The organism is Salinibacterium sp. UTAS2018 (assembly GCF_004118935.1).
In the GTDB taxonomy this organism is placed as follows: Bacteria; Actinomycetota; Actinomycetes; order Actinomycetales; family Microbacteriaceae; genus Rhodoglobus.
The window spans coordinates 271,941-293,499 of sequence record NZ_CP035375.1; the positions used below are offsets into that span (position 1 = coordinate 271,941).

General features: G+C 60.9%; 21 protein-coding genes, 1 tRNA gene and 1 pseudogene. 7 read left to right on the top strand and 16 right to left on the bottom strand.

Translation table 11 applies throughout. From position 1 onward, the window contains the following. Window positions 1–65 precede the first annotated feature (65 nt). A tRNA-Pro gene (locus ESZ53_RS01295) sits at window positions 66–139 on the top strand. Between the two features lie 196 nt (window positions 140–335). Here the strand turns inward: ESZ53_RS01295 and ESZ53_RS01300 are convergent. The 6 genes from ESZ53_RS01300 to ESZ53_RS01325 all read right to left on the bottom strand — a co-directional run bounded on the left by ESZ53_RS01300 (window position 336) and on the right by ESZ53_RS01325 (window position 5,204). Continuing rightward, window positions 336–1,490 carry a site-specific integrase gene (locus ESZ53_RS01300; protein ID WP_246837344.1) on the bottom strand — a complete coding sequence of 385 codons (1,155 nt, stop codon included), beginning with the start codon at window positions 1,488–1,490 and terminating at the stop codon, window positions 336–338. A 61-nt stretch (window positions 1,491–1,551) separates the two neighbouring features. Beyond that, the gene (locus ESZ53_RS01305; protein ID WP_129071184.1) at window positions 1,552–1,770 is read right to left on the bottom strand and encodes an AlpA family transcriptional regulator; all 219 of its coding nucleotides are present in this window, start codon (window positions 1,768–1,770) and stop codon (window positions 1,552–1,554) included. After that, a complete protein-coding gene (locus tag ESZ53_RS01310) occupies window positions 1,767–2,330 on the bottom strand; it encodes a hypothetical protein (RefSeq protein ID WP_210403821.1) in 564 nt (187 codons plus the stop codon). The genes ESZ53_RS01305 and ESZ53_RS01310 overlap by 4 nt, the downstream gene beginning before the upstream one ends. Window positions 2,331–2,345: 15 nt before the next feature. Continuing rightward, window positions 2,346–2,810 carry a single-stranded DNA-binding protein gene (locus ESZ53_RS01315; RefSeq protein WP_129071185.1) on the bottom strand — a complete coding sequence of 155 codons (465 nt, stop codon included), beginning with the start codon at window positions 2,808–2,810 and terminating at the stop codon, window positions 2,346–2,348. 82 nt (window positions 2,811–2,892) lie between these two features. Next, complete coding sequence (locus ESZ53_RS01320; RefSeq protein ID WP_129071186.1) at window positions 2,893–4,674, bottom strand: type IV secretory system conjugative DNA transfer family protein; 1,782 nt, start codon at window positions 4,672–4,674, stop codon at window positions 2,893–2,895. Next, window positions 4,671–5,204, bottom strand: coding sequence for a hypothetical protein (locus ESZ53_RS01325; protein WP_129071187.1), 534 nt, complete (start codon window positions 5,202–5,204; stop codon window positions 4,671–4,673). The genes ESZ53_RS01320 and ESZ53_RS01325 overlap by 4 nt, the downstream gene beginning before the upstream one ends. Before the next feature lie 145 nt (window positions 5,205–5,349). On the opposite strand from ESZ53_RS01325, the gene ESZ53_RS01330 reads away from it, so the two are divergent. The 4 genes from ESZ53_RS01330 (at window position 5,350) to ESZ53_RS01345 (ending at window position 9,913) form a co-directional block, all read left to right on the top strand. After that, window positions 5,350–5,778, top strand: a complete 429-nt coding sequence (locus ESZ53_RS01330; RefSeq protein ID WP_129071188.1) for a helix-turn-helix domain-containing protein — start codon at window positions 5,350–5,352, stop codon at window positions 5,776–5,778. Between the two features lie 349 nt (window positions 5,779–6,127). Then, window positions 6,128–8,437 (top strand): hypothetical protein, encoded by a 2,310-nt coding sequence (locus ESZ53_RS14265; protein WP_246837415.1) that lies wholly within the window; start codon window positions 6,128–6,130, stop codon window positions 8,435–8,437. A 39-nt stretch (window positions 8,438–8,476) separates the two neighbouring features. Further along, window positions 8,477–9,157: a VWA domain-containing protein gene (locus ESZ53_RS01340; RefSeq protein WP_129071189.1), complete on the top strand. Its 681-nt coding sequence runs from the start codon at window positions 8,477–8,479 to the stop codon at window positions 9,155–9,157. Next, entirely contained in the window at window positions 9,158–9,913 is a 756-nt protein-coding gene (locus ESZ53_RS01345) for a PP2C family serine/threonine-protein phosphatase (protein ID WP_129071190.1), read from the top strand. 28 nt (window positions 9,914–9,941) lie between these two features. On the opposite strand, the gene ESZ53_RS01350 is transcribed toward ESZ53_RS01345, so the two are convergent. From ESZ53_RS01350 to ESZ53_RS01365, 4 genes are all read right to left on the bottom strand, one after another. After that, window positions 9,942–11,450 carry an ATP-binding protein gene (locus ESZ53_RS01350; RefSeq protein ID WP_129071191.1) on the bottom strand — a complete coding sequence of 503 codons (1,509 nt, stop codon included), beginning with the start codon at window positions 11,448–11,450 and terminating at the stop codon, window positions 9,942–9,944. Beyond that, on the bottom strand, window positions 11,447–12,229 hold the full coding sequence (locus ESZ53_RS01355; protein WP_129071192.1) for a hypothetical protein: 783 nt from the start codon (window positions 12,227–12,229) through the stop codon (window positions 11,447–11,449). The genes ESZ53_RS01350 and ESZ53_RS01355 overlap by 4 nt, the downstream gene beginning before the upstream one ends. 266 nt (window positions 12,230–12,495) lie before the next feature. Then, window positions 12,496–12,918: a hypothetical protein gene (locus tag ESZ53_RS01360; protein ID WP_129071193.1), complete on the bottom strand. Its 423-nt coding sequence runs from the start codon at window positions 12,916–12,918 to the stop codon at window positions 12,496–12,498. Continuing rightward, a complete protein-coding gene (locus tag ESZ53_RS01365; protein WP_129071194.1) occupies window positions 12,915–13,913 on the bottom strand; it encodes a hypothetical protein in 999 nt (332 codons plus the stop codon). The genes ESZ53_RS01360 and ESZ53_RS01365 overlap by 4 nt, the downstream gene beginning before the upstream one ends. 272 nt (window positions 13,914–14,185) lie before the next feature. Here ESZ53_RS01365 and ESZ53_RS01370 point away from each other — a divergent pair, with 272 nt between their 5' ends. Continuing rightward, on the top strand, window positions 14,186–15,187 hold the full coding sequence (locus ESZ53_RS01370; protein WP_145963167.1) for a hypothetical protein: 1,002 nt from the start codon (window positions 14,186–14,188) through the stop codon (window positions 15,185–15,187). 134 nt (window positions 15,188–15,321) lie between these two features. On the opposite strand, the gene ESZ53_RS01375 is transcribed toward ESZ53_RS01370, so the two are convergent. Genes ESZ53_RS01375 through ESZ53_RS01385 form a run of 3 tightly spaced genes read right to left on the bottom strand, consistent with a single transcriptional unit; the run spans window position 15,322 to window position 18,449 of the window. Beyond that, window positions 15,322–16,788, bottom strand: a complete 1,467-nt coding sequence (locus ESZ53_RS01375; RefSeq protein ID WP_129071196.1) for an SCO6880 family protein — start codon at window positions 16,786–16,788, stop codon at window positions 15,322–15,324. 6 nt (window positions 16,789–16,794) lie between these two features. Then, complete coding sequence (locus tag ESZ53_RS01380) at window positions 16,795–18,138, bottom strand: conjugal transfer protein TrbL (protein WP_129071197.1); 1,344 nt, start codon at window positions 18,136–18,138, stop codon at window positions 16,795–16,797. A gap of 38 nt (window positions 18,139–18,176) precedes the next feature. Continuing rightward, window positions 18,177–18,449, bottom strand: a complete 273-nt coding sequence (locus ESZ53_RS01385; RefSeq protein WP_129073445.1) for a DUF6112 family protein — start codon at window positions 18,447–18,449, stop codon at window positions 18,177–18,179. Window positions 18,450–18,785: 336 nt separating this feature from the next. Here ESZ53_RS01385 and ESZ53_RS01390 point away from each other — a divergent pair, with 336 nt between their 5' ends. After that, a complete protein-coding gene (locus ESZ53_RS01390; RefSeq protein ID WP_129071198.1) occupies window positions 18,786–19,085 on the top strand; it encodes a hypothetical protein in 300 nt (99 codons plus the stop codon). 327 nt (window positions 19,086–19,412) lie between these two features. Here ESZ53_RS01390 and ESZ53_RS01400 read toward each other — a convergent pair whose 3' ends face one another. The 3 genes and pseudogenes from ESZ53_RS01400 to ESZ53_RS01410 form a co-directional block, all read right to left on the bottom strand. Continuing rightward, window positions 19,413–19,679, bottom strand: a complete 267-nt coding sequence (locus ESZ53_RS01400; RefSeq protein ID WP_129071200.1) for a DUF6112 family protein — start codon at window positions 19,677–19,679, stop codon at window positions 19,413–19,415. Window positions 19,680–19,702: 23 nt separating this feature from the next. After that, window positions 19,703–20,860, bottom strand: a pseudogene (locus ESZ53_RS01405) (M23 family metallopeptidase); the annotation flags it as partial. Window positions 20,861–20,871: 11 nt separating this feature from the next. Beyond that, window positions 20,872–21,555: a hypothetical protein gene (locus tag ESZ53_RS01410; protein ID WP_129071202.1), complete on the bottom strand. Its 684-nt coding sequence runs from the start codon at window positions 21,553–21,555 to the stop codon at window positions 20,872–20,874. Between the last annotated feature and the right edge of the window lie 4 nt (window positions 21,556–21,559).

The following is a 21,559-nucleotide window of genomic DNA, read 5'->3' on the forward strand; positions in this document are numbered from 1 at the left end:
ACCTGACTGGGGGTTAAGTGGTTTACCACTCTTCGGTCGGCACAAACAACTGAAAATCAACGTCGCGGGCTGTAGCGCAGCTTGGTAGCGCACCTGACTGGGGGTCAGGGGGTCGCAGGTTCAAATCCTGTCAGCCCGACGGAAAATCCCTGATGAGAAGCAATTTTCATCAGGGATTTGTTGTTTCTGTGGACGGTTTTCGCTGGTCCCCCTCTGGTCCCCTTCGGTCGGTGTGCGTGGTCGACCTGTGTAGAACAGAATCCGCCGGGATGCCCTGTCTGTGGATAAGGGGACCAAAAAGGGACCAGAACGATGAAAACCCACGGCGGAGCCGGTCACAGTCCGCGTCCGGTGCCTTGCCGTGGCCGTCCTGAAGTGTTCGGGCGGGTGTCTCTGCTGAGGAAGGCGTTGGCTTGTTCTGCGGCGGATGCGAGGTGGCGGTCATCGGGGTGAAGGTAGCCGCGAGTGGTCTCGATCGAGGCGTGTCCGAGGATCTCTTGGAGGACGTGGAGGGGAACTCCGGCGTCGGCGAGCCAGGTGGCACCGGTGTGTCGGAGGCCGTGTCGGGTGAGGTTGGGCAGGCCGAGGTCAGCAACGACCAGGTCCCAGCTGGTGGCGTCGCGAACGGTGGCTGTCGTGAGGAAGCCGCCACGCGGACCGACGAGTAGTGGCGCTTCCGGCTGCTTGAACGCGCAGAGTCGTGTCAGGACCGGCCGGAGTGGGTCGAGAATCGGCACGCGACGCTCTTTGCGGCTTTTGGTCGGCTTAGTGATGAGGCCGCCCCTGCCGGGGAAGACCTGTCTTCGGATGATGACGAGGTTTTTGTTGAAGTCCACGTCGCCAACTTGAAGTCCGGAGACTTCTGAAGAGCGTGCTGCCAGCAGAGCTGCGAGCATCACGAAGTCTGAATAGGACTGATGGACGGCGCCGCAGGCGGAGGCGAGCTGGTTCAGTTTCTGCAGGTCAGGGATCGCGTGCGCGCGCGGGGCAGCATCTTCGGCGGGTTGGGTTCGGAAGGCGTTTCGGTGGAGACTCCGCTTCGCTCGGTGCTTGGCGGGGTTGATTGTGATCAGGCCATCGCGAACGGCTTCGTCGAGCACCCGCACGAGTGGCGCGATGGTGTTCTTGATCGTCGATGCGCCGTATTGCTTCTCCCAGTCATCGATCGTGCGGTCGATCATTCCCGCGGTGATTTGCGCGACGGGCAGATGGCCGAGCGCCGGAAGCACGCGTAGCCGAAGACCGTAGCGGTAGTTGTCTCCGGTGGAGGTCATATCGAGGCCGCGTGCCCATCGATCGCCGATCGAGGTGAAGAACTCCAGGAGCGTCATGGAGACGTCCATTCCCTTGACCGAAGAATTCCGGAGCCTTTCGAAGAATGCCCGTGCGGTTGCCTCGTCCTTCACAATCTCGGTACGGATCACGCGCTGCTTGGTGAGCGGATCGGTCCAGCGTGCCCGCGCTCGAATTCCGTAGGAACGTCGTTCCATGTCGGTGGAGATCCTCACCCCGATCGGGGGCACCGGACGGGGTGAGGACTCTGGCATCGGCTCAGCTGGGCGAGCCATGGTGCGGCTCCAAGTTCTGCAGCCACTCGTTGATCGCTTCGAGTCTGTATCGGGCGATACCGCCGAGCTTGATGAATGGTGGTCCGGTCTCCGCGGAGCGCCATCGAGACAAAGTCGACTCGGAGACCTTCAGATACGAGGCGACCTCTCGGCTATCCAGCAATGGCGAGACTGACGCGGTCGCTTCGGCTGTGTCGCTCATGACTCGTCCAGAGGAGGGTTTCCGAGTGAACGGTAGAACTCGTCTTCAGCTGCCTGACGTCGCTGAACGTCATCAACGACGAACTCGACGAAGTCGGCTTCCCGGTCGGTGATCATCGCTTCTTCGGAGGGAATGGACGGCTCTTCCCCAGGCCAGGTGGCTTGCCGTGTGGGGCGATCACGATCGAGTCGGGTCCCGGAAGTAGTCACTGAGTCCCGGAGGCGGAGGCGAGCATCCGCAAAGTCGCGATGCCACCCCAACGGTGCGGATCCATTTTGGTTTGGGTCGTAGGCGCACAGCCAGTGCAGGTGCAGCGCGGACAGCTCCCACACGAGTTCGGGGTGACGATGCCAGTACGGCGGGATCACTGCGGCTGGGAGTCCGTAAGTGCGGCGGAGCCAGTCGACCCAGCGATTCAGCTCCAGCCACTCAACCTCCGCGTCATTCGCGGTGAGGAGATTCCAGTTGATCGGATGCGGTGGTTCAGCGACGAAAGATTCGTCGTCGTCATCCGCATCGCGCCCTTCGTGTGCTTCAGCTGTGGGAACGAAGTCAGTCACGATGACCGCTCCTACTCAGATGCTGACCGCAGGAGCGGCATTTGACTGCGCTCGCGCTCGGGCAGGTGCTTCAAAAGGGGAGGCATCACTACCGGTCGCCTCACGCAGGTTGCTGTCGCGATGAGGTCCGCGATCGACCTCGTATTGGGTGCGTGCTATGTCGTGACCGAAGCGGGAGACGATGAACTCCTCGGCTGCGACAGTCTGGCCGTCCTTCTCGTAGCTGTACTCGCGTACGCGCCCAGTGGCGATGAACTTGTCGCCCTTGTGGAATCGCGCGATTCCTTCTTCGGCTGCGCGCCGGAAGGCACTCATGTCGTGGAAGGACGGGTCGAGCTGCGTGAAACTTCCGTCTGGGGTCTGCTGCGAATGCTCTATGCCGATCCGCGCGTAGAACCGGGCGGTGCCGTCCTCGGTGTGGGTCAGACGGGGCTCGGTCGCGATGAATCCTGTGATGGCTTGCTGGGTGTCGATGGACATGACGACTCCTTTATCTGTCGGGGTGGCCATCGGATGTGATGGCCGCTGCAACAGACAGGTGCGCGCTGCGCCCCAGCGCGGTTCATGGCGTCGCAGGGCGTTCCAAGAGCGATTCAACCGCCGCACGATCTGCTTTGAGCTGTTCACCGTCGGAGCGCTTGGGCCAGGGATGGAGGTCAGTGATGATCGGTGGCGCCGACCGGAGCAAGATGACCCCGGTGCCAAACGGCAACGTACGAATGCGGTCGGGCGGCAGGATCGGTACGCGACGGATGGAACGCTGGTTGGAGCGCGAGCCATGGTCCCCGAGAGTGATGGAGTCGGTGAACTCGTCTCGTTCGCCGATCAGTGTCGAGAGGTCTTGGAGATCGCGTGAGTTCGAGGCGCCGCCAAGGATAATCTTTGCGATACTGGCGTCCCAGATCGCTGCCGCTTTGTGCTCTGACCATTTGTCCCGCGCCTGGGCAAGGGATTGAAGCACCGGCATCGTTGTGATGCCGGTGCCGCCACCTTCCGCCATGAGTGTGGGCAGCGAGGGTAGTGGCGCGAGGTTTCCGATTTCGTCGAGCGCAAAAAGCAGCGGTGGGTCGAGCCGTGCGCCGGGTGATCGAGCGGCCATTCGGCGGGCGGTCTCGACAAGGTCTTCGACGAATGCTGCGACGAGAGCTGCACTGTTCCCGGCCCCAACGCCGGTCGCCAGAAGATACAGCGTGCCACGGTCGCGGATGAAGCTCTCGGGATCGAACTGCTCGCCTTCTTCAGGGCTGACGGCATCAAGCACTCTGGGGTCGGCCAGCGCTGACAGTGCGAGCGAAACGCCCTGCCAGATGCTGTCGCGTGTGCGCGGGTCGGCGTCGAGCGTTGCCTCCAGCGAATCTGCCCAGCCTGTGGCAGCCAACGGTGAGCCCGTCAGGATGGCGACCGCCTCTGCTGCCGCCGATGGGTCGAGAGTCCACCGGAACAGCTCAGCCGGACTTCGATGATCGAGCGCGGCCGCGTGAAGGAGCACCTGCAGAGCGATGCGTGTCTTTCCCTCCCAGAACCCTCCGCCCTCGACGCCGCCAGCGGATAGCTCGGTGGCCGCTGCAAGACCAGTGGCTCGGATCATTGCGGTCAACGGGTCCTCGCAGCCCCGAATAGGCGACCACCGCAGCCCAGCGGGGACCCCTTCAGCAAGATGCTGTGGATCGAATACAGCGACGGGACCGACCCGCTCACGTACCCGCATTGTTGCCGTCAAATTGTCGGGCCGGGTCGACGTCGTCACCACTGAACCCGGCGCGTCGAGAATCGCTGGGATCACAATGTGCAAACCCTTACCCGAACGCGGCGGACCGATGAGAAGGATCGAGTCTTCGACGCTGGCCCATACCTGCTTGCCGTGCGAGCGCCCGAGCAGGTAGCCCACGTCCTCGGGCTTTGGCTGATCCAGCGAAGGGCGCAGCGTCACAGCCCGGCGCAGGAGCGCCTTCGTGGATGCACTGGTCACCACCTCGTGACTGCTGGCAGTTCCCGCGAGGCGCCGTGGATCGGCATCGACGTTGTGCGAGTGCCCACGCCAGAGTACCCAAGCCCACCCGATAGCGCTGCCGAGCATGAGGAGAAGCAGTATTGCAATTGACCAGTAGAGGATCGTGTTTAGCCCTTGCGCCTCTAACACCTCGGCCGGGTGTGCCGGATTGAACAGCAAGGCAACTCCGCCTGCAATTCCCACTTGAGGCTGGCCAGAGCCAGAGAGGAATGCCGCAACGGCCCCCGCAACTCGCAAGACGACGGAGACCCCGAAGACTGCGATCAACGCGATCATTAGGAAGTTGGTCAGCTCATCGCCGAAGCCCCGACCCTCACCGTGTGGGGTGCTCACGATGGAAAAGTTTTGGTGACGATGACGCCGGAGACGCGTCCGATGAGCAATATCTCCAATCGGTGGTCGACGAGTTGGCTCACATCGATGACCGCACGGGCGCTCCCGCCAGCAGATCTTTGAGCACTGGAGAGTGACATCGCGACCGTGACATCTTCGCCGGGGATAAAACCGGACCCGGTGACCTCGATGAGCTGAGGCGTGGGGCCGTGCCGCGCTCGCCGCGTCGTGCTGAGCGACTGAACGTCGGCGATGGCTTGTTCTCGCCGCACCGCATGCAAGATGTCGGTGAACACGGAGCCATCGAACTCGTGCACTTCGACTCGGACGGTGTGCGTGCGGTGGTCGGAGATTGCGTCGAGAAGATCTCCAAAGAGCGCCCGATTCCAAGAGGCATCCGGCGTTGAAGGCGGGAAGTCGCGCCCGTTGTAGATGACGCGCATCACGCCGCGCTCGTCGACATTGATGCGGGCAAGTGGAAGGTCGACGGGTGGTTCGGATGGAGTCTCTCCGGCCTTGCGATTGATCATGCCAGGCAGGTGCGCGACACCCATCCCGTTCGGTCTTACGTCAGTTTGGCACTCGTTCACACTTGAGCCTAGGAATCGCTATCGCAAATACGACACTTACGGTACAGTTGCAGCAGTTAGCTACAATTGCAGCGATGGAGGTGACATGTCTGAGTACGAAGAGAACTCGACCGACGCGCTGCGCAGAGCGCTTCAAGGGTCTAGCGATCCCGTGGCTGTAACGCTCACGATCTCGCGCACAACCGCTGAGAATGTACTGCGGCTCCTTGAGGCAGAGCACGGCGCCGGTGCCGTGGTCGTTCCTGTCAAAGAGCTCTACACAACTACAGAAGCCTCGACCATGCTCGGCATCTCTCGTGCGACGCTGATGAAACTGATTGATTCAGGCAACATCGAAGCGGTGAAAGTCGGTACACATAGCCGCATACCTGCTGATGAACTGGTTGCCTTTCAGCGTGCTCGCCAGGTGAGCCAGGCGCGGGCGGCAGAACTACTCACCGAGTTCTCCTCTCGTTCGGCCGCCAGTTTCCATAGCAACGTTACTTTCCGCGCGAGCGGTGAAGGGGAGGACTGAAGTGGCGAATCCGCGGGTCCACGAGATTGCCTACGAGCTTGGCGTTGACGCGAGTGTCGCGCTCACGAGGCTCAAGGAAATGGGTGAGTTTGTGAAGGGGCCGTCTTCATCGATCAGTCCACCTGTGGCGCGAAGGCTGCGCATGGTTCTGGCTGCTGAGGGCAGCGCGTCAGCTGCTCCAGCGCCACGCACGCCAAAAGCTCCCGGGGCAGGACCTGCGCCAACAGTGCGCCCGCCGATCGGCGCAACTCCGACTCTGCGCTCCGTAGATCCCCTCGGCGCAACCGTCCTGGCGCCCGAAGACTTCGTCGCGACTGGCCATCGGCTCTTCATCGATACGAACGTCTTCATGGACACCGATACTGAACGCTCAGCAGGTCTTAAGAAGCTTTTCGAGCGTTGCAAGGATGTAGCCATCGGAAACGGCAACGGGATCGTCGTCCCGTCCAAGGTGGTCGATGAGCTTTATAAGCAAAGCAGTCTGGATGTCACTCTGTTCACTGAGGAGCGTGCGGCCGCAGTGCATCGTGCTGGCCAGTGGCTCACGGCGTTGGAGTCTGGCGCCGCCCACGGGCTCATCCGCAAGGATCTTGGCGACGGATCGAACCGTTACGCAGACGACTTGTTCGTCGATCTCTTCACCCATTTCAGCGACCGATACGACATGTGCTTGTTGACCAACGACATCACGCTGCGCCTACGCATCAGGTTGCTCGCGTCCGAAGCGAAGCATCAGCTTGTGGCGGGCACCATAGGTGCTGATGGCCGGATCGCAGTGGACACCGATCAGGACTTGTACGAACGCGCCGCTAGGAAACTCGCCCGGATCACCCGGCACGTCGAGGAGGGGCTCGCAAAACCCAAGGACTACGCCGAAGTGGAGATGCTCGCGCCCCTGTTGAGGAATTTCAGACACACATTCGGTGTCGCCGATACCGCCCCGAAGCTTGGTGACCGGCGCGACACGAGGGTGGCGACGGGTTCCGCTCCACAACAAGCGGCCGGGGCCTTCAAGCGTGTCATGACGCTCAAGCCGAAGGACCAGTTGCTTGGAGCTGCTTTCATCCCCAGCGCCGGTGACAGAGTAATTGCAGAGTCACCACACTCCCGAACCGCGCTCGTCTTGGGTGACCTGCTCGGCGAGGGCGGCGAGGGGTCTGTCTATGCCGTCCAGGACGACCAAAGCCAGGTCGTCAAGATCTTCGACAAGGACCATCGAACCGAACATCGAAAGGCGAAGCTCGATCTCCTAATCTCCCACGAACTTGAATTGCAAGGCATCGGGTTCCCGACGGACATTATCACGAACAGCGACGGCGACTTCGTAGGATACGCAATGCCGCGGGCCTCCGGGAAAGAGCTCCAGGCGACAATCATGCGTCCAGCTCGATTCAGACGGGTGTACCCAACCTGGACCAAAGCGGATCTCGTGGATGTCTGTGTTTCTTTTCTGGAGAAGGTCGCCTACCTTCACTCGTTGAACATCCTGCTCGGAGACATCAACCCGAAGAATCTCATGGTCGATGAGCACAAGAACGTCTGGATCATTGACGCCGACTCGTGGCAAGTAGAGGGGTATCCCTGCCCCGTGGGGACGGCCATGTTTACGGCATCCTCAATCACGGGAGACTACGCAGAGGCACTGCGCACCGTCGAAGAGGAACGGTTCGCGGTCGCAACGATGCTCTTCATGATTCTCATCACGGGCCAGTTCCCTTACGCACGTGCTGGAGCAGATGGCGGCGACTTCGTGGCCTTGATCAAGGAAGGAAAGTTCGCATTTCAGTTCCAGGGAGCGTCCGACCAGGACCAGCCCGAGGGGAACTGGAAGTTCATGTGGAGCCACCTCCCTTTTCAGGTCAAGCGATTGTTCTGGAACACGTTCCAGCGTCAGGGTGGTTCACGCTACGATCGGCGCCCAACAGCGATTGAGTGGCTCGCAGCATTTCACGACTACCGCAACTTTTTTGGTGGCAACGACGACTTCGACCTGATGTCGAACGACGTTTACCCGTTCCGATTCCGTGCGTTCCGTCCGGACACACCTATCCGCGACTGCCAGCAGTGTCAGCGGCCGAACGCAATCGTCGGTAGGTGGGACGAAGAGAGCCACTCATACTACGAACCCAGCGTTTGCTATGACTGCAACCAGAGTAAATCGAGATGCGCGGACTGCGGCAAGCCGAAACCTGCCGACGCGCTCAAGGACGGCCGTTGCTACGACTGCAACCGCACACGCAACTACGCGACGTGCGATACCTGCAAAAGGGAAGTTGCCCGGACCTACCTAGTCAACGGCCAATGCTCAAACTGTCAGCCAGTTCCGTGTAAGGACTGCAAGACGCTGACCGCGAAAACCGAACTCACATATGGGCGCTGCGCTGCGTGCGTCAAGAAGGCCGCGGAGCTCAACCCCAAGAGACTCTGCATCGAGTGTCACCAGCCGTTCATCACTTTCGATCATGAGCGGTGGTTCATCTCCAAAGGGCTCGATATCCCGAAGTCTCACCAAGCTGCGACAAAGAAGCCTTGTCCGCCGCGACAGACTGCCTCGCGCCCATCGCGCACTACCACGAGGTCTGCGACCGCTCCCACGACCTCATCTGCAGCGTCCAAGACGAGCCTCTGGCAGCGCTTCGTCGCGTGGCTGAATTCTTGATCAACACGAAAAATCCAACATCAACAGGAAGGTAAACCCATGGCACTCAATATTGGCGCCGACGACCTCGTCGAGAACCCAACTCCGCGTGTCCCCGTAGCTCTCTGCCTCGACACGAGCGGATCAATGATGGGAGACAAAATTCGCGAACTCGTCCAGGGCGTCAACCTGTTCTATGACGCGATTGACGAAGATGACGATGCTCACGATGCCGCCGAGGTAAGCATTGTCGAGTTCAACTCTGCTGCAAATCTCATTCAGGAGTTCGCCAGCATCGAGCGGCTCAGCCGGATTGATGCCATCGACGCTACGGGAGGTACGGCGCTTGGAGAGGGAGTAAATCTTGCACTAGACACGCTTGAGAAGCGCAAATCTACATACTCCAATGCGGGCGTCCTGTACTACCAGCCCTGGCTTGTTCTGATGACCGACGGCCAGCCGAACGGGCGTTCCGACGAGCTCGAACGCGCAGTCCAGCGCGTAACCGAACTCGTCGCCCAGAAGAAGCTCACCGTCTTCCCGATCGGAATCGGCGCGGACGCCGACATGGATGTGCTGGCACGATTCAGCCCGAACCGACCGCCGCTCCGACTCCGAGGGCTTAGCTTCAAAGAGTTCTTCGAGTGGCTGTCAAAGTCTGTTTCTCGCGTCTCGCGGTCCACGCCGGGTGACACGGTCAAGCTTGACCTTGAGGGCTTGGCAGGCTGGGCGGAGTTGTAAATGTTCAACGAGTTCCATCATCAAGCTCGTGGTCGAGGACACGCGCTCGACGGCACGCGGGGACAGGATCGGACGCAGTATCTTTCGCGGGGCGGCGTCCAAGCGATCTGTCTCGCTGACGGTGCCGGGTCTGCCTCGCACTCCGAATTTGGTGCGCAAGCAGTGGTAGATGAAGGATGCGTCGCGCTGGTCGAGCAGTTCGACCGACTTGTGGCCAGCACCGATGGCGGACAAGTCAAGATCGAGCTTCTAGCGCGGCTCCTCGCCAAGGTCACCACGGTCGCCGAGCGTCACGGCCATGACGTGCACGACTTCGCCTCCACCTTTCTCGGCGTTGCGGTTTCTGGTGATCAGTTCCTCGGCGCGCATGTGGGCGATGGGGTTATTGGATACCTCAAGGACGGGGAACTGCATGTCATCTCCGCTCCAGACAACAGCGAGTTCGCCAATCAAACGACCTTCGTGACCTCTTCGGGAGCCGCAGTGTCGATGCGACTCTTTCGCGGCTCGCTGCAAGGGGTGACCGGGTTCATCCTTATGAGTGACGGCGCTGGGGAGAGCCTGTTCAACGCTCGCACGCGTCAGCTGGCGGACGCGTGTACCAAGATCATCGTGGCCGTTGGGAATACGCCCGCAAGGCTGAGCAAGAACTCGAAGCCGAAGAAGCAGTTACGGAAGCTCGTAGACGTTAGAGTGCGCAACGCGACCAAGGATGACTGTGCCATAGGCGTCCTGGGCCGACCGGAACTCGTATAAGCCCGAGCGATCAAGACTTCCGAAGCTGTCAATCCTCGTGGAGAGCACGGCGACCTCCAATCATGCGGCTAGTGGTATCGAAGAGTTCCAGCTCCCCGGGGTGGAGCTGGTGCTGGCAAACGAAGGAACGATCCTTGATTCGCCAGAGCCCCTGTCCGACACCGAGACCCGGCAGCAGCTTCTGTTCGGTCCCTGTCAGGCCGAGCGCTCTTGCAGTGGCGCCGAGCTGATCGGATTCCTGCCGATAGATGATTCGCGTTTCGGCGTTGGCGAGAAGGCTGCTTGCCAGGGCTCGCATCGCGGAGCCCTGGTCGCCGACATTCTCCAAGTCGGTCAGCTTGTGGAAGATCAGCATGTTCGCGATCCCGTAGTGGCGAGCGAGCCGCCAGTGCGCATCCATACGGCGCAACAACGCCGGATGCGACATGAGGCGCCATGCCTCATCGTAGATGCACCAACGCTGGCCACCGTTTGGGTCGAGCAGGGCGGATTCCATCCACGCCGACGAACAGGTCATGAGCACTGAGGTCAGAGTCGAGTTCTCTGTCACTCTCGATAGGTCAAGGGAGATCATCGGTAGCGTCGGATCGAATCTCACCGTCGACGGGCCGTCGAAGAGCCCGGCGAGGTCACCGGCGACAAGGCGCCGCAGGGCATGCCCGACGAGACGCCCGTCTTCGGCGAGGCGTCCGTTCGGATCTGCCTGTGCTGTCGGGGCAAGGATGTGTTCAACGATCATTGGAAGGATCGGTACGTCGTTGCTGCGCACGACTTCGGTCAGGGCAGTGTCAATCGCCGTGTGCTCCAAAGGCGTGAGCGGTCGAGTGAGGACTGTTTCGGCGAGCGCGCCGATCAGGTCGCGTCGTCGTGAGCTGACCGTGGATGCCCAGCTTTCATCGCTCATTCCTGCCGGTCGATAGCCTTCGTCCAGCGGATTCAGCCGAGCGGCAAGCCCATGACCGAGCACGATCGCCCGACCGCCCACAGCCTCAGCGACCGCAGTGTGCTCGCCCTTGGGGTCGCCGGGGACGTAGACGCGACGACCGAACGGAATGGATCGCGTGTAGAGGCTCTTGGCCAAGCTGGATTTTCCGGATCCGACAATGCCCGCGAGCACGACATTCGGCGCGGTGATGATGCCGCGCGCGTAGAGCACCCATGGGTCATAGACGAAGGAGCCGCCGGAGTACAGGTCTTGGCCGACGAAGACTCCGTCGGATCCGAGTCCACCTTCGGCCAGGAATGGATACGCGCCAGCAAGAGTTGCCGACGTGTCTTGATGCCGTGGCAGGCGAAGTCGTCCGGGTGAACGCAGCTGCGCTGGTCCTGGTTCGCCTGCTGGCGCAATGTAGGTGGTTGCCCGACGCTCAGCCAGATCGGCGGCGCACTTTGCGCGGGATGCCTGATGCTCCGCTCTCGTCTGTTCCGCTTGCAACTTCGAGGCAGCCTGCCTGCGCTGCTTACGCACTCTCCGCTTTTCGGATGCTGGAGCGACGAGAACCGAAGTATGCAAGCGCTCAGCATCATCGTGGCTCATATTCCCAGACCCCGCTGCCTCTTGACCGCAGTAATGCTGGCAGGCTCAAACCAAGATGCTCGCTGTGCACCGTGAGTGCGGCTCGGTGCCGACCGAGCAGAGAAGCTTCGAACGTCATCGGGCAGTTGATCTACCGTGTCCACCGTGTGGATCCGGTAAAGCGCGACGTGCGCGAAGGCGTGACTGTAGACGAGGTGGTAATCGTCGTCGTGTAGTTCACGCTCAAGTGGGCCGCTCGGCGGAACGTCGTAGACGTATCCGTTCTCCATCGCTGCGCTGGTGGTCTCGTCACCGAAGTCCCAGCGCTTCAGATGGTCGAGCCCGGCGAGAGCACCGTCGGCGTCGATCATGTTCAGCACCGCGTCCGCCTCTTGACCTTGCATGAAGACGACATTGATCCAACGAGCGACAGTCGGTGCTTCGCTGGCTGGAACTTCGCGCCAAACAACGCGACTCGCCGCACCCGCTGCGGCGTCGAGCCGTTCCTCTGCCTGGTCGATCAGGGTCGCCGCCTGATGGAGTTCAGCAGCGGCTGCCAGCGCATCCTTGGATCCGATGGCGTGGTCACCGTGGTCGTCAAACGCGCGCGGGCGATTCTCGATGTGGGCTGCAGCGAGCTGATCGAGAACCTGCTTGAGTGATCGCACTCCTGACAGCAGGTCGCCGAGAACGGCGTACAGATCCTGCGGACTTTCGAACGTGCGCGTTGCGTGCGCGAGCCCGCGTGGTGCCCCGGATGCTTCCCCGGCGTCAGCGCCGGGATCGTAGAACGTGGGCATGATGGCCTCCCAAGGCAGTGGAGTGATACCCAGGAGGTGCACGCACCGATCCCTTACCGTGGAGGCCCTAGCGCGGTTGGTCAATCGAGCGGTACGAGAACGATCAACATCAGGTTGGCTACTTGTATCGGTGCGCTTGCGCCGACGTGCCACGATGATCGTGCTTGCTCACCGGCTCGGTTCTCACTACGGCGCGGTAGGCACAAGAACCACTAGAACGCCACCGTCAAACATGCTGTCTGGAGATCATCGCCTGCGGGCAATTACTAGAGTTCTATGACTTTCCCACTCTTTAGAAACTCCTGGACGACCAGACTCGGGCTCTTCAGATCCTTGAACGGACTTGTCTGAGCCAGCTCCGTGATCGCGGCAAGTAGCTCAGATACCTGCGCACCCGAGTCTTCCTGATCCGATACGAGAGCGGAGTCCAGGTTGTCGAACAAGCGACGGAAGTTCTCACGCCGTTCGTCGAAGGTTCGGTCTAGCGCTGTGAGTAAAAAATCTCGCTGCACGTGGATGATTTCGAGTTGGCTCTGTTCCCAAGCGCGAATTTCCTCGCGACGAGTCTTCTCCTGGGCAATAACCTGGACCCACTCGGTTGCCGAGGAGATAACAAGGTTGAAAGTGTCCACCACCATCGCTGGACCAGGTTTGGGTAACATCGCTGCCACAGCTTTTGATGCGCTCATGCGTACTTCCTCAGTATTTTGATCGATGCCTCGGTGAGTTCCCCGGAGCTGGGGTCGAGGACGGGCGTGTTTAGGATCTCCTTGACCGCAGTCACCAACTGGAAAGCACGCAAGAATTCACTTGCGTGCTGATCCGAGTCAAAATCGACTGATTCCAACGTGACGAGTGCAGCGCTGGCGCGATCGGCCAGCCTTCCTAGGAGGTCACGCAGTTCCTCAATGCGTTCCTGGACTGCCCCGAGAAGTTCTTGCGCAAGCGCGATCCGCTCAACCTCAAGAGCGACCAAGGCAGCGAATTTTCTGGACTTTGTCTTTGCCTTGGACCCGACAATGCCCATGGTAAATCCGCCGATAAGGAGCACTGGAACGGCCGCGGTGAGGCTGAGAACGGCGGCTCCAGCTGCCATTCCACCTCCACCAGCGGCGATCGTGCCGCCACCAATCGCGGCCAAGGTAGCGTTTTGAGCTGCAACACCGCTTAGCGACGCGATGGCAGTGCCAGTGCCCGCCGACGCAAATGTCGAGACACCCCAGAGGGCAGCAGCTGGTGCAGCAGCCCCAGCGCCAACCGCACTCACCACGCCGGTGACGCCTGTGGTGATGTTCTGAGCGCCCGACACGTACTTCGGGATATTTGGAATGCGAATGCGCACGCCGTCAACCTTCTTGAAGTTGAGTCGCTTCACCCGTGCTTCGTTTCGCTCTAGCCAGTCAGCGAATCGGCCAATATTTTCTCGATGGACCATGATCTGGAATTCGCCGTAGCTACGCGCAGCTGCTTCCGTGTCGAGGCGAACAATCTCACAGTCAGCCAAAGCAGAGTCGAGCTTTTTAGCAGCTTCCTTTCGCACACCCCGACCCTGGGACAGGTCGACGGCGCCCTTGGCTGCCGCAGCGATGGCTGCCGCAGCACCGACACCGAGTGGTACCAGAACCTTCGGCCCCGCCTTAAGGAGTCTGGGAGCGCCTTTCAGTGCTAGCTCGACGAATCCCATCACGCTCCTTATTTTTGAGTCTGCTCAATGCTACTGGGCACGTTGGTGCCCCAGAGTTGCCGGAGAATTGCGTCGCCGGGCACGGTAGATCGAACCATGGCGGCTCTTCGCAATCGAGGGTGTAGTTCGCGGGCTCCTCTGCTTGCGCTTGCTCCCTCAAGCTAGAGGTGAGGTCCGACATCGAGCGCTACGTCCGAAGCAGCTCAGCCAGCCTGAACGCCGCGATGGGGCCGCAGTGAAGAAGGCACGGTCCGCAATGGGAGGATTGGAGCATGCGCATCATGGACTCACTCGAAACGGGAACGTTGAATGCTGCGCGGCGGATGAAGGCGCTCGCCCGCAATGGCTACGAGCAGGAGGATCTCGGGTCTGTTGCGCGCGATGTAGCCGCATTGTGGGAGCGGTCACTCAAGGCCGCAGATCTGAACTGGACCGGAAAGCACCTCTTTGCGATTACGCAATTGATTCAGGCGGCCGACTGGCAAGGCGCAGCGTCTTTAGACGTTATTCGGCAAGCGGCGAACGCCGACAAGCATGACGCGAGCCCCAACCATGAGTATGACGAACTCCTGAGCGCGTTGAACGCTCTCGGCAGCAGCCTCGATACGCTCGCCGAAGTTACACCGGGCCTCCTGAACGAGCTTCCTGCGACTCTCCGCGTGCGCAGGTTGGTCTGTGCCGTGTACGAGGTCTTTCACGCGGGCGAAACGATCTACTCGTTTCTTGCCGCCGACGAGACAGACTCTTGGCGCACGGCGGACGGGCTCGACGAGTTCCAAGTGGAGAACCGGCACACAAGTGAAATCGAGACCCAGCTCGCTGCTCTCTCGTCATACACGCTGAACCCAGCCGGGCTTGACGACCTCAAGAAGTCGCTGCTCGAGTCAGATAGTGAACTCTGGCAGATCATGCGCATGGATGCCAGCTACCAACAGATCCACGACATCTTGGCCCCGTACCAGCACAAACTACCGTTGCTTCCGGGTCTCCACCGTGAGGACGAGGAAGGCAATGTTGTCGCAACAATTGCTCAAGCCCTCATTGCCGGAGCCTCGCCGGTAGTCGGTCCGCGTAGTCCGGTACACATCACCTCCGTTCGCGCCGCGCTCCTTGCGGTATTCGCACAAGTGCCATCACGACTGAAACCACTTCGCGTCGACCGATGTACGCCACAGGAGTACAGAAGTCTTGCGCGCAACTGCGTGGCGTTCGATGATGCCCTCGGCGTTATGGTCACCGATCGCGGCGTGCTTCTCATCCGCACTGGTCGGTAGCAAGCACACTGACCGAAGTGAGTTCCGGTACGACCTTCGATCCGGACGCCTCCCGCATAGTCACTTGGCCAAGCAACTGATTCGTCATTCGCAGGCGCGGGCGTAGGCCGCTATTTGCATGCTCTGTGCAAGGTTCACACCACACGACAGAGCGGCAGCGCCGCAGCAGTGAACCCTTGGGCCTGTTGTCCAACAAGGAGTCGCGTTTCGCAAGAAGCCTGAATCGCGGCCTGCTCGATCGCGGCGACTGCGGCATCCAGGTCGTCGGCTGTTCGTGCTGAGACCGAGATGAGTCCGGTGTAACGCAGGACGCCGTGCCCGGCGGTGAGGTCAGCTTCCTGCTGGAGAACGTCCTGAAACTCAGCGGTCTGCGAGGCATCCTCTATCTGCCCGATGCGCTGTCGTTGGGCTGCGTCCGAGATGTACTCCGTCTTCTTTTTTCGAATGTCGCGTGACGCCTGGTCGGAGCGCATCGGTGTGCATAGCAGCGAGAAGGACCGCTGTATCCCGGTCGACAGGAGCACTGGTGCCAAGAAGCCTGGATAGACCATCGACCTCGGCCACTCTGAGATCCACAAAACCGCGTGGAAGGCCGAGTCTGTGCGTAGCCGAGACCAGGATTCGTTCACTGCGACCGGACCCGCGGTGGCGAGCGACTGGCCGAGTTCGCCGTGCCGTTCAAGCGTCGCGGCGACTGCCGGGTCGTATGCCGAACGCAGGATGACGGCGATCTCGCCACACGTCAACCACGATGAGGGCGCGAGGTCTGCTGAGCGCAGCGCGGCGACCAACGTAGACATCTCCTGGCGAAGAACAGCCGCAGCGCCACGGATGCCGCCACCGGCAGTGCGGATCTGTCGTGCCGATACCTGCATATCGAGCGCGAGGGAGAGCGTGGTGGCGTGGCGTTCTCCAGCGGGTCCTGCACGGTCGATGAGTTCGGCGTACGTCGTCGAGGCCCAGGAGTCATCTGCGCTGCCGTGCGATGCCCACCATTCGGCGAGCCCCGTGCCGGAGTCAGGGAGGGTGCGCTCAAGAACTTGCAGCATTGAGAGGCGCCCGGATCTGCACACGGTCGCGAGCACACGACCCCAAGAAGAGACACGCCGTTCCTGCTCACCGGGATCGAGGAGCGCGAACGCTGGGTGCGAGACCACAATGATGGCCGTGAGAGTGCCGGCGGTGGGGTCATGAATCATTCCGGCACCAGTGATCGGGTCGTCGTACTCGCGCAGCCGTGCCATGTCGCCGGGTAGTGCGAGCGAGCCCGCAGGCCGCGGCTTTACAACGCGTCGCCGGTAGAGCAGCTGTCCACCGGTGGTTTTCCACATCCACCAAAAGGCAACGGGAATCCATTCGACGATCGGACGCCCAGCGATCCGGATCCACACCACGGATGCGGCACAGAGCCATACGGGTGCCGACAACGCGATGAGCATGCCGCCTCCGGCATAGAAAGCCCACACAAGCGTGGTCACACCAATTCCGAGCGCGACCAGCTGGGAAAGGGATAGTCCGAGCAGGATGCCCCTTCGTGTCAGTCGGGAGAATTTCACCGGAATGAGGTCCCCGGCTCGTTGATTGTCGTAGTCCTTTAGCATGGTCAGCTATTCCTTCCCAGATCGTGGCTGCTGGGTTCTGGGTGGTGCTGGATCTGATCGCGGTGCGGGAGGTTGAGGCGTGGAATGAGGCGCGGGTGCAGCCGCACCCGAACCACCTGCACCGGCAGCCGCAGTTTCGGCCGTGCCACCAACAGCGACTCCGAGCTGAGGCCCGGCAGTAGCGGCAGCTTTGACGATCTCCGCGCCAATGACCGCTGCCGCTGCGGGACCAGCAGCTGCGGCAGCGCCACCGGCACCTGCACTGGCTCCCGCGCCCGCTCCGGCAGCTGATCCGCCGGACGTCGCCCCACCTGAAGCAGACGTGCTGAGTGAAGCGGTTGCTGCTGGAGCGGCGTTGGATGTCCCGCCACCACCGGAGCCACCGTCGAGAACTTTCTTCACTCCGTCGCTCTGAGGCTTCGACGGCACTGGCACGGGCCGGTTGACTGCGCTCTTTGCCTCCTGCTCGCTTCCCATCGCGTGGTACATGTCGAAGCCAAGGAACGAAATGAACCGATAAACCATGTACGGCGCAAAGGCTGCGATGAACAGCAGCACGATGCCTGAGATGGGTTCAGTCACGGCCGACAAGTCAGCCTCAATCGGGGTCGACACCTGCGTGATTGCAATCAAGAACACGACGACGAGCACGAGCTTGGATACGATCAGCGCAACCACGAAAGCCGCCCATTTTCCGATCCATCCACGGGTGACGTCCCATGCAGCGCCTGCAAATGCGATGGGCGCGAGCACGATCGCGACGAGCAGCAGAGCCTTGCGGATCAGGAGCGAGAACCACACGATAGCGACCGCACAGATCATGAGTCCGGCGAAGAAGATCGTGACGATCGCACCGACCCCGGGAGCGGCGATATTGATTGTGGTGAGTCCAGCGGCGAGGAGTGCGATCTTGTCGCCCATGGTGGCGGTGGTTTCTCCGGCGGCCTGAACAACCCCGATACACAGCTGATCCACGATCTCCAGCGCCGTCGCCGTCAAGGTGATGACGACGAACGACCCCAGAACCGCTTTGGCTGCGCCGAGTGCTGCACGCGAAAGTGCGGCGGGTTCGCGCCGGATGAGACCGAGGATGAGCTGGAAGCAGAAGAACAGCAGCACGATGAAGACGCCGATGCCGAAGAGCAGGTTGTAGACGTCCAGGTAGCCCGGGGATTGGACGTCAACCAGGGTTGTGCTATCGAAGACGGTCCACATGGTTTCGATGAGCCATCCGGCAGCTTGCCCCATCGTGGAGGCGAGCCAGTCGAATGGCGCCGACACGAGGGTCGCTGCACCTTCACCGACGGCATCACACACGTTGGAGATGACAGGAATATCGCAGACACTCATCGCAGGCCTCCCGGAAGTATCGGATGAACGGATGGGTCTCAGACCTGCTGTCCGACGTTCCAGAAGAAGTTGATGAGGGTCACCGATGCACCGCAGATGACGGCCGCGCCGCACGAAATGAGCACGCCGAGTTTGCCGCGAGAGGCGAGGTGCGGGTTGGACGAGTTCGACCCAAAGCCCCAGACGATCGCCGAGATGATCAGCGCGAGCACGGAGAGGATCAGGCCGATCGTCATGACGGCTCCGACGATGGTGCGCAGCTGGGCGATCCCTGGCAGCCCCGAATCGTTCGGGGTGATATCGATGTCCATTGGCACCAGGGCTAAAAGCTGCGTCGGTATCTGCAGCAACGTAGAGGGGAAACCGAACACGGCGTGCTCCTTGAGATAAATCTGCCTTAGGCGGATGACGAAACAGTGTCGCTAACCAGGTGCACCGTGTCTCCCGTCTCTCGCGCCAAGCACCGGCCAGTAGCTTGTTTTGACCGAGACTTACAAGTGGATTCTCTAGTTGTTTGTTTGATGGCCAGCTTTCGACTCGACAATTGGGCCTTCCCTTGGAGAATGAGGCCGCCTGAATGGCCGTAAGTTCGAATGATTCACTAGTGTTTGTTCAGATAGTAAATCCACCCCGAAAGGATGTCTCTGATGGTCAGAGCTGACCACAATCCAGCGCAAGCGGAAGCCGATATGCAACGACGGCAAGAGGAGGCGAGTCGAACTGACGACGCAAGAGACGAGGCACAGGCCCTTGTTGACGACCTGGATCATGAGATTGATGCCGCCCATGCTGCAGGGGATGATTCTGCCGTCTCAGAGCTACAAGATCGACATGAACAGGCGGAGCGTGATCTTGAAGCTGCGGAGCAAGAGTTTGAGTCGGCGATGAACCAACTTGGGCAAGATATGCAGTTTTGGTATGAGGAGGACGACGATGATGAGGAATAACTTGTCGAAGAATAGAGTGCAGAAATGAGTAGATTCCCAGATGTAGATTGGTTTTGCGACCGGTGCAATGAACATCTGAATTATCAGGATGGATTCGACGACAGCAAGTACACGTGGAAGTGCACTGGCTGCGGTCACAAGAACAGCAGTTCTAAGGACAACATTTTCGATTCCCCCGAGGACTACCTTGGCGGAGCTGATCCAATCAAGTACTGAGTACTGAGTACTGAGTACTGAGTACTGAGTACTGAGCATCGGGCAGTGAGGCGAGCCCGCCAACGGTAGACACCGTGTGTGGCGTGCGTATGAGACTTGAACTTCGCGAGGTCACAACTGCTCACCGAGCTGGATGAGCCAGTTCATCCACGTCACGCCGCCGCCAGCGAGGATCGCGGCACCCAGCGCGATGAAGACCCCGGCACTCGCCTTTGCCGCGACCGTAGGGTTTCCGGTGGAAGTGGCGATGGCCCAGAGGAATGCACTGACGATGATCATGAGTACGGCAACAATCAGGATGATCGTGAGCATCGCTCCGATGACGACCTTGAGATCACCGATGCCGCTCAGGCTGTCGAAGTCTGGAAACACATTCATCAGCGGCCGCCTTTGATCGCGGAGCATCCAGCCCCTGCGGTTGCTTCTGGGAGGGCAGCAGCATCGTGGTCGTTGAGCCACTTCGCCCCGTCAACGGCCGCAGCGTTCGTGCCACCTGGTCGGACCTCGAAGTGCAGGTGCGATCCGGTCGAGCGCCCAGCCGAACCGACGTCACCGATGTATTGACCGGCGACGACGTATTCGCCTGCGGTGGAGTGGATGCCGTTCTCCCACATATGCGCGTATGCAGTCGCGATCATTTCTCCATCAATGCGGTGCTCGATCACGATGAGCCCGCCGTAACTGCCTGAGACCTCAGCGACAGTTACGAGACCATCGGCTGCTGCAAGTATGTGGGTACCGGCAGTGGCAGCGAGGTCGGTGCCGGAATGGAAGGCGCTCTCCCCGGTGAATGGGTCAACGCGCGGCCCAAAGTCGCCAGTGAGCACCCACGAGCCTTCTGGCAGCGGAAACACGACGGGCGAAGATTTTGTCACGGCGCCTGGCGGGGGAGGCGCGGGCGTTGAGGAAGGCGATGTGCCGCTGGCGAGAGTCGTGAGGATCTTCTCCGCGACGGGCTCGTAGTTGTTGTACCGGTCAGGGTAGGCCGACACCTCGACCGCTTGCGCGGCTTCGCCCTTACCCATGCTCTGCCATCCAGGGATATCGAGGAGCCCGCGGGGCGACGGGTAGTTGGGGCCCGATGGTCCACCGAAGAACGCGGCGGCTTGGTACTGGGGATCCATCAGCTCAGCTGCGGAGCCCCAACCCGATTGTGGGCGCATTTGAAACGGCCCGAGCGAGTCATGATCGGACCCGTTTCCATCGTTCGGAAAGTCCCCGGACTCTGGGTAAGTGCGTGTGTTCGCGAGCTGCCGCAGTGTCGACTCGGTGAGTGCGGCCATGATCGCGATCTGGATGCCATCTCGGGTGACCCCCTCGACCCGTGAGCCCACGGTGATGATCGTTGCCGCGTGCGTCAGCTGCTGCTTGCTGAGGGTAAACGTCTCGCCATTCGCTGTTGTCACCAGGAGAGAGTCCGGCACGGTGCCTAGGGTGTGTCCTGACGAGGAGAGGCACGCAATCACTGCAGGATTCATCACGAGGCCGACGGTGACGAGCCCGAGGGTTGGTGCTAAGAACATTAGGGCGATGACTGCGATCGCGAGCTTTTTCAGCATGATTATGGCTCCTAACGCAGCGGATTGTTCAGCTGTGAGAGCCGCAAGACGTAGCAACTGCCATCGGGTGGGCAGGCGATGAAGATCGTGAAGGCGACCTCTTGCTCGGCGCTGACTTGGTCGCCGTTCCAGTTACCGGAGCGATGTCGGATTCCCTCGATTGTGAACGCGGTGGCGTCTTCGGGAAGCTGGTCAGGGCGAGCCTGTGCAAGCGCGTCGGCCCACGCATCCGGCACGTAAGCGGACGTGATCTCCAAGTATTGGTTCGTTGCGTACTGACGCAGCTGCAGCCACGCGTGCTGGGTGGGCAAGTACGTTGCAATGTCGGCTGCTAGCCCGGGCTGCTCGGCACTGGTGGGGTCGGCCACATCGAGGATGACGGCGGTATATTCCAACGGCAAGAACCCGCTGCCGGTGTCCCACGTGAACAGCGCAGTCGCGACGCTGCGCGAGAAGGCCTCCGCATCGATGTTGCGGGGGATCGCCGGGATCCGAAGCACCGGGGTCTCCCGCACATGCGAAGGCTCGGTGGTTGGCTCAACAGTCGAAGAGACTGTGCCGGTCGGCTCGCTGGGCTCGCGGGATCCGATGAGGAACCCATAGGCTCCAATGCCGGCGATGAGGAGCGCCACCACAGCGGTGGCGACGAGTGTGACAATGGTGCGGCGTGAACGGGGTGCAGGCAGAAGCTTCATGCTG